Raw genomic sequence first — 13,068 nt, forward strand, 5'->3', positions numbered from 1 at the left:
GATGAACAAGAAATTTGGATTAGGTAAAGGATTGAGTGCTTTAATTCCGGAAGAAGATAATGAAAATAGTGATGATATTATTGATAAATCAGCTACATTGATTCCGTTAAATAATATTAAGGCTAATGAGAGTCAACCAAGAAGATATTTTGACAATGATAAGATTAATGAGCTGTCAGAATCAATAAAGAATCATGGTATAATTCAACCTCTAATATTGAAAAAGGAAAATGATAACTATGTTATAATAGCTGGAGAAAGACGTTGGAGAGCTGCAAAACAGCTTATGCTGAAGGAAGTTCCGGCAATAATTATGGATATTGATGACAAAGAAATATTAGAAATTTCTTTAATAGAAAATATACAAAGAGAAGATCTCAATGCAATTGAAGAAGCTCAAGCCTATGAAAGGCTTCTACATGAGTTTTCATTGACTCAAGAGAAACTTAGCGAAAGAATTGGGAAATCTAGAACTGCTATATCAAATACAATTAGATTGCTTAACTTAGACATGAGAGTCCAAAGCTATATAATAGAAGGTGTATTAAGTGAGGGCCATGGAAGAGCAATACTAGCCCTAAACGATAAAAATAAGCAATATGAGATAGCTCAGAAAGCTATAGATGAAAGTCTTTCTGTAAGAGATGTGGAAAGGCTAATAAAAGCATACTTGAATAAGATTGATAAGATTGAAGAAAAATGTGATGATGCATTAAAACCATATTATAAAGATATACAAGACCAGTTGCAAAATTATTTTGGTACTAAGGTTAATATCAACTCTAAGAAAAACAAAGGTAAAATAGAGATAGAATACTATTCGGAAGAAGACTTACAAAGGATATTAGAAATCATAAATATATAAAGTGTTTCACGTGAAATATTTATTATTTTTCTAGAAAGGGATTTAGGAATGGACACTATAATAAGTAACATACAAAATTTTATGCCATATATAATAATTACACTTTCAGTAATCATATTGTTGTTTCTTATCTTAATAATTGTTTTATTTAGATCTTTATCAAAGGTTGAAAGAAAATATAGAAAGTTGATGAGAGGCGTTAACGATAAAAACTTAGAGGAACATGTTATAAGTTATTTAGATAAGATTGATGAAGCAAATAAAACTTCAGAAGCTGCTCTTGAACACTGCTCAGTAATAGAAGAAAGAATGAAAGGTTGTGTTCAAAAGGTTTCTATGATAAGATATAAAGCATTTGAAGACGTGGGAAGTGATTTAAGTTTTTCTATTGCTATCTTAGATGATAATAATGATGGAATAATTTTAACTGGAATATATAGTAGAAATGACAGTACAACATATGCAAAACCAGTAGATAAAGGTATATCAAGATACGATTTATCTGAAGAAGAGCTTACTGTATTAAATCAAGCAATTAATCGTGTAAATATACATTAGAAAATAGTGTTAATATAATAGATATAAATATCTATGATAATAAAAGGTGGTACTAATTTTAGATTAGTACCACCTTTTATTATTTAAGTCATCAAGAATAAAAACAAGTTGTAATGGTAAACTATTGTTTAAGGAGGGATAAATATGAACTTGTATGTATCGGATGAATTAAAAAATCTGAAATCGCAATTAGAAAAACGAGGATATAACATAGTAACATGCAATGAACATTATGATGCTATAATTTGCAACTTAAAAGAAGTAGATCTTTCTCATTTGCCATCCTGTAAAAGTTATAAATCAGAAGGTATAGTTATAATAGATAGTGGAAGTAAAAATGTTGATGATATTGAGAATATACTAATAAATAGAGTATATTCAGCTATTTTATAGTAATTATTTAGAAAGTATACTCTCAATTTTAGCTTCAACAGGATTCTTTTTAAATCCAATAGATTTTAAGATACAATGATGTATACCACGAGATATAGCATCTGCAATGGTCATAACAGTATATAATCTAGTATTTTGTAGTACCATGAATTCTAGGCTGCCTGAAATATTTACTACGCCTAGTATACTGATATCACCTACAGGAGGAAGATTTTTATTAACAGCAATTCCAGGAAGCAAAGGTTTTTTATCAATATATATTTTACCTACATTATCTAAATCACCAAGACAAGCGTCTATAGCAATAATAAAAGGATTATTAAATTTACAATTGATTTCATCTAAGGTTGAATTAAGATTTTTTGCATGAACAGGCTCTTTTAAGTTTCCATAGATGTACACTTCATTTTGAATCATATATTTTAGTTTTTCTCCAACAAGAGGTCCTAAAGAATCACCAGTGGACCTATCGGTACCTATACATATAAAAACAATAGGCCTTTTTTGCTTAAGAACTGGAGTGAGTTCATCATATAAATAATCTCTTATAAGAAATGGTGATCTAATATTTGTAGAATCTATTGTGAATTTATTTGACATTAAAACACCTCCCATATTGGAATTATTACCAATAAGGAAGGTGCATATACTATAGAACGTCTACTTTTTTTAAAATTTCATAAAATACAACTAAAAACATACAAAAAATTATGCCGCTGATCCCAGCTACTTGTATACCAATGAAGATGGAGGCTAAAACTGCTAGCGGATTAATGCCTAATGAGGAGGACATAATTTTGGGTTCTATTATTTGCCTAACAACAAAAACTATTGCATAAAGTATAAGTATGCCTATTCCATTTATATAATTTTTAGATGCTATGTTCATTAAAGCAAGAGGAAAATAAATTATTGGCATACCAACTACAGGAAGTAAGTCTAGAACGGCACAAAGAATACTAAGAACCAAACTGTATTGAACTTTAAATATAGTAAAACCGATAAAAGTAAAAATAAATGTAATAAATATTATAAATAAATAAGATAGAAAGTAATTCTTAAGCATTTTCCTTACATGGTTGAATATAGTTATTAATTTATCACTATTATTAGGAATCACATTAGCTAAAGTTAAAGTATTAGATGTAGATACCTTTTTAGTAAAGAAGTATGTTGTAATAAGAGTGAAAATTACAACCATTCCAATGTAGGGAACATATCCTAAGATTGTTAGAGTTTCTTGTACTATAGAAGATCCAGCACCAATTGTAAGATTAATTACTTTAGTAGCATAAGAAGAAAGGTTCCTTTGTATAGTATCTACAATAGTAGGATCAATATTTAAGTTGTTTAGATAATTTTGTAATGACATAAAATAGTTATATATATCAGAAGAGTTATTTGTTATAAGTTTTTGAAGGTATTTTATGAGTCCTATTAATTCGCTAACTAAAGATGTAAGTATTATTACATTTAATGATATTAAGGTTGAAAAAAATACTAAGGTGCTTAAAATAGATGCTATCCAAGATTTTAACTTAAGTTTTTCTATCATAAATTTAGTTGGTGACCTAAGTATTAGAGCAAATATTATTGCTAGTACAAATGGTAGTGTATATTTAAGTGTAGAAAAAAACAAGTAAAAGAATAGAGTATAAATCACGAAAAAAATTGCTAATCTTTCAAGGCGTTGCTGGATATTTTGCATTAATAACCTCCTAGAATACTTTTTATAGATTTATAAAGAACTTCGGCGTCATCAAAGCTGTTGAAGTAACCAAGACTTAGCCTTACGGTTCCTGTTGGGTAAGTACCAATAGTTTTATGAGCTAGTGGAGCACAATGAAGTCCTGTTCTTGTTATTATTCCATATTGTTTGTCCAAGATGAATGATATCTCGGATGGATCTCTATTTAAGATATTGAATGAAATAGTAGAAGTTCTTCTTTTTTCGATATCTTTGAGACCATATACATTAACTTCTTTAAAGTCATTTAATATTTCCAAAATTCGCCTAGTTAGAATTAATTCTTTGTATTGAATTGTATCAAGGCCTACATCTTGTATAAATTCAATACCTGCCTTTAGTCCAGCAATTCCTGGCAAATTAAGTGTTCCACATTCAAATTTATCAGGTAAATAATCTGGGGCAAGCAATGAACTAGACATACTACCAGTTCCACCTGTAAATATTGGTAGAGTAGTGTCGTTTAAATTATCACTAATTAAGAATCCACCAATTCCTTGTGGTCCTAATAAGCCCTTATGTCCGGTAAAGGCAAGCGCATCGCAGTTTAATGATTTAAAATCGACAGATGTACTTCCTGCAGATTGAGCACAATCTATAATAAAAATTATATCATTTTCTTTACATAATTTACCAATTAATTCTAAAGGTTGTATTGATCCTACTACATTTGATGCATGAGAAAGTACAATAAGTTTCGTATTTTCTTTTATTAGATTTTTAACATCAGTTGCATCAATAATTCCTTCAGCAGAACATTCTACTATATCCAACTGAATCTTACCTTGGTTTTTTAATATAGTAAGTGGCCTTAGAACAGAATTATGTTCCATTGATGAAGTTATAACATGCCAATCATCTTTTATAGCACCTAAAAGCAATATATTTAAAGAGTAGGTTATATTTTGAGTGAATATAACATTCTCTGTTTTATCAAAATTAAAAAAATTGCATAAAGCTTCTCTACATTCATAAACTAATTCACTGCTTTTTAAAGAAGAAGTTGATGCGCCTCTTCCGGCATTACCTCCGTTACATACTATAAAATCATAAATTGATTTGCTTACAATATCTGGTTTTGGAAAACTAGTTGAAGCATTATCAAAATAAATACCCATAATAATCATCCTTTGCTATAAATATATAAATTAAATTTTTACAATATAGTTAGGTAAATAACTATACTAATTATAATAACTGTTATTAGATAATATTAATATAACTTTGAACCGGTTGTAATAATATATTATTGAATGAATAAAAAGCAACAATGTAATATACATTAAATATATAAATGTTCTTACTATAGATACTACTTACAACTTGAATATTAATAAGATTATCTTAAATTATTCAATTCTAAAACACCTAAATAATATACTAGTATAGACAATTATAAGATTAATTGTTTGAAACAATAAGCCTAATTATGATAATTTCCTAAAAATGAAGAAAAAAATAATTTAATTAGATATAATAACTATTATAGTTGAACATAAGCACAAATTCACTATTATTTATATCTTTAACAGTAAAACAAGATTTAAACATATTGATTAAGTAATATTATTAGATTAATATGTTTATATTCTATGCTTAGAAAATTATATAAATAGAGGAGGAGAATGCTTTATATTAATTAATAAAGCTAACAATTTTATGAAAGAATACATAATGGTTTTTAAGAACACACATGATGCTATTGGTGCAGAAAAGTTTATTAAGAGTAATAAGTTAGAAGTAGTTGTAATGCCTACTCCAACATATATAACCCAAAGTTGCGGAATATGTATAAAGCTTAGTGATACAGTACTAAGTGAAATTGAGTGCGAATTAAATAATAAGATTAACTTTAAAAATATCTATTTAATAGGAAATGAAGGCTTGAAATTATATAAATAATGAGGTGATTATATATGGCAGCTATGGATACACTTTTTTCTATAGACTACGATAATAAAACTTTAAATTTAGCTAATATGGCAATAAAGTTTGAAGTGATAAATAATATATTATGGAAAACATTTACTATAGTAGTTATAATGTTTATCATGTACATATCCATAAGAATAGGAAATTCAATAATTGATAAGTTCGTAAAAAAGCAGATCGAAAGTGAACATAGATTCACGATGGATGAAAAAAAAGCTAGCACTATCGGCGAGTTATTAAAGAGTATACTAAAATACACAGTATATTTCTTTGGAATAGTAGGTATTTTATCAGGTTTATTTAATGGAATATCCCTTACCTTTGCAAGCATAGGTGGAGTTGCAGTTGGTTTTGGTGCTCAGAGCATCGTTAAAGACCTAATAAACGGTGTATTTATATTATTTGAAGATCAGTATGCTGTAAGTGAATATGTCACTATAGGGTCTTTTAGTGGCATTGTAGAGAGTATAGGGATAAGGACAACTAAGCTTAGGGATTTTTCAGGGGATATACATCTTATACCTAATGGTACGGTAAGTACTGTTACTAATCATTCCAGAGGGAATATGAGAGTTATGATTGAAATAGAGGTTGGGTATGAAGAAAATGTAGATAGAGCAATCGACACAATTAATCAAGTTTGTGATACGTACTCAAGAGAGAATGATAATATAATTGATAAACCACAAGTAGTTGGAGTAACATCACTTAGTCAAACTGGGATAGCTATAAGGGTATTAGGATCAGCAAAATCAATGATGCAATGGGCTGTTGAGAGAGACCTAAGAAAAGCAATAAAATTAGAGTTTGATAGACGTGGGATAAAGATACCACATCTTGGTGTTCAAAATGTGGCGAATAATAAAGCAAGAGAACAACAATAATGAACATTAACAATATATAATCGGAGGAAATAATTAGATGCAAGTATTCAATTTAGGTGATGTAGTTGAGATGAGAAAACAGCACCCTTGTGGTAGCTATGAATGGGAAATTATTAGACTAGGTGCAGATATAAAAATAAAATGTTTAGGTTGTGAAAGAATAGTTATGCTTTCTAGACAAAAGTTTCAAAAGGGAATAAAGAAGGTAGTCAAATCTAATGAGATATCTTAGTTAGTATAAAAAGACTTGCAAACATCGACAGCTAATGATATAATATTTCATTGTGGATCCCTGCAATGCTAAGCATTGCCGTTAGTCCAAAGGGAGGAGGTGAATGTGATGAGAAAGTACGAAACTATATTTATATTACATCCAACATTTGAAGAAGAGGCTGTTAAAGCTACAATCGAAAAGTTCAAAGGTGTAATAGAAAATGGTGGTGGTACTATCGATAACGTTGATTTTTGGGGTAAGAGAAAGCTTGCTTACGAAATATCAAAGGTTAATGATGGTTACTACACTCTAGTAAACTTTACTGCTGGTCCAGAATTACCAAGAGAGTTAGACAGAATATTCAGAATCACTGATGGCGTATTAAGACACATAATAGTAAAGGAAGAAAAGTAAGAGGTGGTATAAGAAATGAATAGAGTTATTCTTATAGGTAGACTTACAAAAGATCCTGAGCTTAGATTTACACCTGGAGCAGGAACTGCGGTTACTACTCTAACTCTTGCCGTTGACAAGTTTAATCGTCAATCAGGGCAAAAGGAAGCAGACTTCATATCAGTAGTGGTATGGGGAAAGCAAGCTGAATCTACTGCCAATTACATGAGTAAAGGTAGCCAAATGGCTATAAGTGGTAGAATTCAAACTAGAAGTTATGACGCCAAAGATGGTTCAAAAAGATATGTCACTGAAGTAGTTGCTGATGAGGTTCAATTCCTTGGAAAAGGAGCTGGAAACTCACAATCAGGAAACAATAATTTTGGTGGCGGTTCTGAATATGGAGCTCCGTCAAATGATCCATTTGGTGGTATGAGCTTTGATGAGGATATGACTCCTGTAGATGATGGAGATATCCCATTCTAATTCTAAAAGGTAAGGAGGGAAAGTCGTGAGAGATAATAATAACGGTGGAATGAAGAGAAATGGCGGAAAGATGAGAAGATCCAAGAGAAAAGTTTGTGGATTTTGCGTTGAAAAAGCTACTTCTATAGATTATAAAGACATCAATAAGTTAAGAAAGTATGTAACTGAAAGAGGAAAGATACTTCCAAGAAGAATTTCAGGAACATGTGCTAAGCACCAAAGACAATTAACTGATGCTATAAAGAGATCAAGAAACATAGCGTTATTACCATTTACTACTGAATAAGTAGTTAAATCCCACAATGAGAATTGTGGGATTTTATTTTTTATAAGCAGTGAAGTTATAACATTATTATGTAATTGTTAAAAAATAATTACAAAAAAGTTAAAAAAACTTAAAATATAGATATATATGAAAAAAATGTAGAAAATTGTGTTAAAATTATATACATCTTAAATAAAAAGGAGTATATAATTAATGGTTGGTTTCAGTAAGTTTGTATTGGTTTCGCTTAGAATAATATTTTTCCCTATAATAATTGTAGCAACCATACTTCTAGCAATGTATATAAAGAAAGATATGTATCTATTTGCTATAGTGGTTATGGGATTAATGATATTGCTAGGATTTGTTTTATATCAAATGATTAAAAAAGGATGTAGCAAAAAAACTATTCTCATATTTATATTCTTAGTTGGGTTTGTTCTTAGATTATCATGGGCATTGTCAATAGATAACAAACCTATATCTGATTTTAATAGAGCTTATATAGTTGCAGGAGATTTTTTAGATGGAAACCTTTCTGGTTTTCAAGGAACTCATTACATAGCTAGATTTCCTCATTTAACTGGTTTAGTATTATATTTTGCTTTATTTAGATCTATCTTTACTTATCCACTAGTAGCATTGAAAGTGGTAAATGTAATTCTTTCTTCTATAAATATAATTATTACATATGGCATATGCAGAGTTATTTTTAAAAATGATGTAAAAAAAGCATACTATGGAGCTTTTTTAACAGCATTATATCCACCTCTAGTTATATATACTGGAGTATTTTGTACTGAGAATATGGCTATCCCTTTCTATCTTCTAAGTCTATATACTTTTATATTGGGACTAGATAGAGATAAAAAGTATATAGTAGCATCGGGTTTTCTTCTTATGATAGGGCACTTTTTCAGAGCTGTTGGTCAGGTTATGATTGTAGCTTATTTTATGATGATTTTTATTTATACCAAGGAAATCTGGTTAGTTAAAATAAAGAAGAGCTTGCTTCTTGTACTAGCCTTCATCATACCATTTTTATCTATAAATAGTATATTGAGATATGAAGGTATAACACAGTATGATTTATGGAAAGGGAGCGAGACTGCTTGGACTTCTGTTCTTAAGGGTACAAACCAAGATAGTTGGGGACGTTGGAACCATGAAGATGCAATTATGTTTGATAAATATGAAGATGATAATGAGGCTTTAGCAAAAGCTTGTAAAGAAGAAATAAAAAGAAGAATTACAACCACGCCAGTAGGAAAGTTAGCTATTTTCTATCTAAGAAAGTTTTCCTTCCAATGGAGAGAGGGAGATTTTAGCGCATCATACTGGGCTGTACTAGGGGTTGATGGTGGTAGGATTACTATAAATACTGAGGAGAGAGGGGCGTTATTATTTCAAGTTTTTTATCTAGTTCTCTTGATATTGAGTTATTTAAGTTTATATAACAAGAGGTCGCATAATGAAAATCCTCTAGTAATCATATTTTATGTGATTTTTTGTGGATACTCCTTACTGTACCTTATAACTGAGTCTCAAGATAGATATTCATTTATAGCTTGTTGGCTCATGATATTTATGACCTTAAATAATTCAGAAGAAACTATTGTGATTGGACAAAGAAATGATATCGTAAGTGGAGTTTTCAACGGCATAATAATTCCTATGGCAAGCTTCTACATACTTGCTAGCTTAAAAGTAAACAATGTTTTAAGTATTTCGTTAGGATACTTAATAGGTGGAATTGTACAGTTTGTATTAAGTAAAAAGAATTTTAAAAGTATAAAACTTGATATAAATACATCCTTAATACCTCTTATAAGTGTAGTTATATCTATGATAGTAGGTTCTGTAATGATCAGTATAAATAATACTTATAGTTTTGTAAGGGATGGTATAGTTCCTATACCTATTGCTATCATAGTTACTTTAATTAACTATTTATTGCGAGTATTTTTAATAAAAGAAAGAGGTATCGATTATGATCAAAAGGTTAGTAAGCATCAAGAACAGCTTTAGGATTATAAATATTGTATCAATAATTATTAAGACAATACTTTTCACTGCATTATTTTATTCAGCTGATGCTTCCGTAATACACGGTATTAACTTAAATTCAGTAATATTAATATATCAAGCTAGTATAATACTACTTATATGTTCAGCAGGCTTCATGTTGAAAGGAAGAAGTGCCATTATATATGGATTGGTTATAAACATTATTTACACGCTAATTATATTGTTGGATTTATGGTACTACAGGGGAAATTGGTCTTTTTTAGGATTTAGATTTATATTTTATAAGGATTTATTTTATTCATATAGTACTAGATTAATAAATTTTAGAGCTATAGATCTAGTATTCATAGCTGATATAATAATATTCTTAATTTTATTTAAGATAAAGGTTATGGATACTAATGTAAAATCTAGAATAAGGTTTTGCGTAGTTATTTTATTAGTTAGTATATTTTCTATTGGTTGTGTTGAGTATTTAGTGGATGTAAGAGATATAACAAAAGGAGATATAAAACTATTTAAAAGACAATGGTCATATAAGGTTAATATGATGAGTTTAGGCCCAATAGCATATCATGTATTTGAAGCTTACGATACTTTTAATAAGATATCAAGAAAAGAAGATAAGTTAGAGATGACCGACGTGAAAAAGTGGATTCAAGAAAATAAAGAAGAACTTCCCGATAATGAATTTAAGGGAATGTTTAAAGGAAAAAATATAATTTTTCTTCAAATAGAATCTATGGAGAATTTTGTTATAAATAAAAAAGCCGAGGGACAAGAGATTACTCCAAATTTAAATAGAATGTTAAGTAATAGTTTATATTTTGATAATATCTTTGAGCAAAACAATGGTGGTAATAGTATAGATTGTGATATGATGGTAAATACCTCAGTTTTCCCATTAGGGGATCGAATTACTTTCTTGGATGAAGGTCAGGTAGAGTACTTCTCTTTACCAAAATTATTAAAAGACAATGGTTACTACTCAGTATCAGCTAAGGTTGATCAGGCTCAGGATTGGAATTGGGGAGAAACACATAAACTTCTTAACTTTGATGAAAAGTGGGATGTTAGTAAATTTGAACATGATGAATATGTTGGATTCGGATTATCAGATAGAACATTTTTAAGTCAGATTTCTGATAAGATAGATAATATACAAAAGCCATTTTACCTTATGGCAGCAACTGAGTCTAGTCATGGGCCTTTTGATATTGATAAGGAGCATAGAAATCTAAAGTTACCTAATGATATTGATAAGACTTATTTAGGTGGATACTTTCAAAGTATAAATTATGCAGATAGTCAGATAGGTATGTTTGTGAAGAAACTTGAGGACAAAGGATTATTAGATAATACGGTCTTGGTCATATATGGTGACCATGGAGGAGTTCATAAATACTACAATGATAAGATTAAAGACTTACATTATGATAATGACTGGTGGAATAATTATGATAAAAGAATTCCACTTATAATGTATTCAAAGGATTTAGATGGAAAGGTGATACATTCATATGGAGGACAAGTTGACTTTATGCCTACTATAGCATATCTTGTTGGCAATAAGGATAAAGAGTTCATGAATTATATTATGGGAAGAGTGCTAGTAAATACAAAAAGAGATGCAACAATTATAAAAAGTGGGATTATTCAGGGGCATGTTAATAATGATGATGAAAGAAGACATGTTGAAGATAGTTATTCCATAGGAAAAAAGTTTATATTAAATGACTATTATAGGAATAATTATAATAATAAATAAAGAGTATTACGTATATAAGGCTAATTTAAGTAACTTATTGCTTAAATTAGCCTTAATTCATTAATAAAAAGTATATAAATCATGTATTTTAGATATATTTGGTTGAAATACCATGAGAAAAAAATTAAAATATATAGTATATATGAAAGGTTAGGGATATGGGGTTGATATGATGAAAAAAGATAATTTCAATATTATGTCTGATATAAAGATTATAGAAGATTTAAAAGCACAGCTATTATGTATAATAGCAGAATTCTTTAGATTGTTAACTAAAGGAAGTAATGTCGCCCATGATGCTATACTAGAATGCATTTCCGGGGCAATAATAGTTTTATATCTATTAGCAGATAAGTTAGGTTACTCATTTATCGAAGTAGACGAAGATATGAAGAAAAAAATTAAGATTGGTATTGTAGAGGGGGATAATATAGAAAAGGATGGTAAAAACTTAAGTAGATTACATACCCATCTTAAAGAAAGAAATTAACCTTTGGAGGAAAACAATGAAAGAAAATAAGTATACGGCAAGATCAACGGTAGAAGCAGGGCTTATGTCAGTAATCGTATTTATAATACTTATGATTACTACATATGTTCCATTAATAGGAATGGTCGGCTTCTTTGTCTTACCAGTGCCAATAACGTTATTATATTTAAGGCATAATAAGGTAGTTGCTATATTATCTGTTGTAGTTAGTACTATTTTAATTAGTATGTTCTATAATCCTTTATTAGCCATAGCTTCAGCTGTTTTATATGGAGCATCTGGTTTATCGTTAGGTTTTTGTATATCAAGAGGATTTAAATCAACGCTGACTTTAGTTATAACGAGTATAGCTAATTTAATTGGTATTATTATAAACGTATATATGACAGTGTTATTGGTAACAAATATAAGTTTAGTACAAATGATTCAACAGATGATAGATCAAATGAAAATGGCAGGAGACATATATAAAAATGCTGGAATTGATATGAGCACAAACCCTGCATATCAACAAATACAGCAACTTAATGTAAATACTATTTTATTCATGATTCCAGCTGTACTAATTACTTGTACTGCTATAATATCATTATTAAATTATATAATAGCCAAGAAAATGCTAAAAAGATTTGGATACAGATTTGATCCGATAAGAAATTTCATGAATTGGTATTTAGATAATAGAATTGGGGCCCTTGTTATTTCTATTGTCTGTGTGGGAATAATCTTAAAGTCTAGAGGTTTTATGGTTGGAGACTATATACTTACTAGTTCTATGACTATATTGCAGTTTACGTTAATAATTGTAGGAATATCTATTATATTTTACTATTTAAAGACTAAAACTAATGTGAAAAACGGAATTGCTATTGCTATATGTATATTTATAGCTTTTTCGGGGGTTTCAAGTGTAGCCTTTTATATTGGCTTAGTAGATTTAGTATTTGATATTAGAGGGCTAGATCCAAATAGTCTTGGAAATGCTTTGAGAAAAAAATTTATTAAGAAGTAACCTTAAAATTGTTTTTAAGTGGGAGATTAAAAT

Annotated in this window: 16 protein-coding genes; 13 read left to right on the forward strand and 3 right to left on the reverse strand. The window is 29.2% G+C overall.

Going from position 1 to position 13,068, the window contains the following annotated elements:
- Window position 1: 1 nt before the first annotated feature.
- From JHL18_RS09410 to JHL18_RS09420, 3 genes are all read left to right on the forward strand, one after another.
- A complete protein-coding gene (locus tag JHL18_RS09410) occupies window positions 2-865 on the forward strand; it encodes a ParB/RepB/Spo0J family partition protein (protein WP_200268484.1) in 864 nt (287 codons plus the stop codon).
- 48 nt (window positions 866-913) lie between these two features.
- Window positions 914-1,423, forward strand: a complete 510-nt coding sequence (locus JHL18_RS09415; protein ID WP_200268486.1) for a DUF4446 family protein — start codon at window positions 914-916, stop codon at window positions 1,421-1,423.
- Window positions 1,424-1,567: 144 nt separating this feature from the next.
- Entirely contained in the window at window positions 1,568-1,816 is a 249-nt protein-coding gene (locus JHL18_RS09420) for a YkuS family protein (protein WP_200268487.1), read from the forward strand.
- A gap of 3 nt (window positions 1,817-1,819) precedes the next feature.
- On the opposite strand, the gene yyaC is transcribed toward JHL18_RS09420, so the two are convergent.
- The 3 genes from yyaC to JHL18_RS09435 are packed head-to-tail and all read right to left on the reverse strand — an operon-like array spanning window position 1,820 to window position 4,681.
- Entirely contained in the window at window positions 1,820-2,416 is a 597-nt protein-coding gene (gene yyaC, locus JHL18_RS09425) for a spore protease YyaC (protein WP_200268489.1), read from the reverse strand.
- Window positions 2,417-2,465: 49 nt separating this feature from the next.
- Window positions 2,466-3,524 carry a sporulation integral membrane protein YtvI gene (ytvI, locus tag JHL18_RS09430; RefSeq protein ID WP_200268491.1) on the reverse strand — a complete coding sequence of 353 codons (1,059 nt, stop codon included), beginning with the start codon at window positions 3,522-3,524 and terminating at the stop codon, window positions 2,466-2,468.
- Window positions 3,524-4,681: an aminotransferase class V-fold PLP-dependent enzyme gene (locus JHL18_RS09435; RefSeq protein WP_200268493.1), complete on the reverse strand. Its 1,158-nt coding sequence runs from the start codon at window positions 4,679-4,681 to the stop codon at window positions 3,524-3,526. Before JHL18_RS09435 ends, ytvI begins: the two co-directional genes overlap by 1 nt.
- A 541-nt stretch (window positions 4,682-5,222) precedes the next feature.
- Here JHL18_RS09435 and JHL18_RS09440 point away from each other — a divergent pair.
- From JHL18_RS09440 to JHL18_RS09485, 10 genes are all read left to right on the forward strand, one after another.
- Entirely contained in the window at window positions 5,223-5,465 is a 243-nt protein-coding gene (locus JHL18_RS09440; RefSeq protein ID WP_200268495.1) for a putative Se/S carrier protein, read from the forward strand.
- A 14-nt stretch (window positions 5,466-5,479) separates the two neighbouring features.
- Window positions 5,480-6,379, forward strand: coding sequence for a mechanosensitive ion channel family protein (locus JHL18_RS09445; protein ID WP_243277849.1), 900 nt, complete (start codon window positions 5,480-5,482; stop codon window positions 6,377-6,379).
- 37 nt (window positions 6,380-6,416) lie between these two features.
- Complete coding sequence (locus tag JHL18_RS09450; RefSeq protein ID WP_183279562.1) at window positions 6,417-6,611, forward strand: DUF951 domain-containing protein; 195 nt, start codon at window positions 6,417-6,419, stop codon at window positions 6,609-6,611.
- A 108-nt stretch (window positions 6,612-6,719) separates the two neighbouring features.
- Window positions 6,720-7,007 carry a 30S ribosomal protein S6 gene (gene rpsF, locus JHL18_RS09455; RefSeq protein WP_200268497.1) on the forward strand — a complete coding sequence of 96 codons (288 nt, stop codon included), beginning with the start codon at window positions 6,720-6,722 and terminating at the stop codon, window positions 7,005-7,007.
- 15 nt (window positions 7,008-7,022) lie between these two features.
- Window positions 7,023-7,472, forward strand: coding sequence for a single-stranded DNA-binding protein (locus tag JHL18_RS09460; protein ID WP_200268499.1), 450 nt, complete (start codon window positions 7,023-7,025; stop codon window positions 7,470-7,472).
- 49 nt (window positions 7,473-7,521) lie between these two features.
- Window positions 7,522-7,758 carry a 30S ribosomal protein S18 gene (rpsR, locus tag JHL18_RS09465; RefSeq protein WP_183279878.1) on the forward strand — a complete coding sequence of 79 codons (237 nt, stop codon included), beginning with the start codon at window positions 7,522-7,524 and terminating at the stop codon, window positions 7,756-7,758.
- Between the two features lie 192 nt (window positions 7,759-7,950).
- The gene (locus JHL18_RS09470) at window positions 7,951-9,765 is read left to right on the forward strand and encodes a glycosyltransferase family 39 protein (RefSeq protein WP_200268501.1); all 1,815 of its coding nucleotides are present in this window, start codon (window positions 7,951-7,953) and stop codon (window positions 9,763-9,765) included.
- A complete protein-coding gene (locus tag JHL18_RS09475; protein WP_200268503.1) occupies window positions 9,728-11,533 on the forward strand; it encodes an LTA synthase family protein in 1,806 nt (601 codons plus the stop codon). Before JHL18_RS09470 ends, JHL18_RS09475 begins: the two co-directional genes overlap by 38 nt.
- A 172-nt stretch (window positions 11,534-11,705) precedes the next feature.
- Window positions 11,706-12,023: a MazG-like family protein gene (locus JHL18_RS09480; RefSeq protein WP_200268505.1), complete on the forward strand. Its 318-nt coding sequence runs from the start codon at window positions 11,706-11,708 to the stop codon at window positions 12,021-12,023.
- Window positions 12,024-12,039: 16 nt separating this feature from the next.
- Entirely contained in the window at window positions 12,040-13,035 is a 996-nt protein-coding gene (locus JHL18_RS09485; RefSeq protein ID WP_200268507.1) for a YybS family protein, read from the forward strand.
- Window positions 13,036-13,068 lie beyond the last annotated feature (33 nt).

Origin of the sequence: Clostridium yunnanense (assembly GCF_016595795.1) — a bacterium.
Taxonomy (GTDB): domain Bacteria; phylum Bacillota; class Clostridia; order Clostridiales; family Clostridiaceae; genus Clostridium_AR; species Clostridium_AR yunnanense.

Coding starts and splice junctions, on each gene's coding strand:
- JHL18_RS09410 (WP_200268484.1), top strand. CDS start 2: ATGAACAAGAAATTTGGATTAGGTAAAGGATTGAGTGCTTTAATTCCG.
- JHL18_RS09415 (WP_200268486.1), top strand. CDS start 914: ATGGACACTATAATAAGTAACATACAAAATTTTATGCCATATATAATA.
- JHL18_RS09420 (WP_200268487.1), top strand. CDS start 1,568: ATGAACTTGTATGTATCGGATGAATTAAAAAATCTGAAATCGCAATTA.
- yyaC (WP_200268489.1), bottom strand. CDS start 2,416: ATGTCAAATAAATTCACAATAGATTCTACAAATATTAGATCACCATTT.
- ytvI (WP_200268491.1), bottom strand. CDS start 3,524: ATGCAAAATATCCAGCAACGCCTTGAAAGATTAGCAATTTTTTTCGTG.
- JHL18_RS09435 (WP_200268493.1), bottom strand. CDS start 4,681: ATGGGTATTTATTTTGATAATGCTTCAACTAGTTTTCCAAAACCAGAT.
- JHL18_RS09440 (WP_200268495.1), top strand. CDS start 5,223: ATGAAAGAATACATAATGGTTTTTAAGAACACACATGATGCTATTGGT.
- JHL18_RS09445 (WP_243277849.1), top strand. CDS start 5,480: ATGGCAGCTATGGATACACTTTTTTCTATAGACTACGATAATAAAACT.
- JHL18_RS09450 (WP_183279562.1), top strand. CDS start 6,417: ATGCAAGTATTCAATTTAGGTGATGTAGTTGAGATGAGAAAACAGCAC.
- rpsF (WP_200268497.1), top strand. CDS start 6,720: ATGAGAAAGTACGAAACTATATTTATATTACATCCAACATTTGAAGAA.
- JHL18_RS09460 (WP_200268499.1), top strand. CDS start 7,023: ATGAATAGAGTTATTCTTATAGGTAGACTTACAAAAGATCCTGAGCTT.
- rpsR (WP_183279878.1), top strand. CDS start 7,522: ATGAAGAGAAATGGCGGAAAGATGAGAAGATCCAAGAGAAAAGTTTGT.
- JHL18_RS09470 (WP_200268501.1), top strand. CDS start 7,951: ATGGTTGGTTTCAGTAAGTTTGTATTGGTTTCGCTTAGAATAATATTT.
- JHL18_RS09475 (WP_200268503.1), top strand. CDS start 9,728: ATGATCAAAAGGTTAGTAAGCATCAAGAACAGCTTTAGGATTATAAAT.
- JHL18_RS09480 (WP_200268505.1), top strand. CDS start 11,706: ATGAAAAAAGATAATTTCAATATTATGTCTGATATAAAGATTATAGAA.
- JHL18_RS09485 (WP_200268507.1), top strand. CDS start 12,040: ATGAAAGAAAATAAGTATACGGCAAGATCAACGGTAGAAGCAGGGCTT.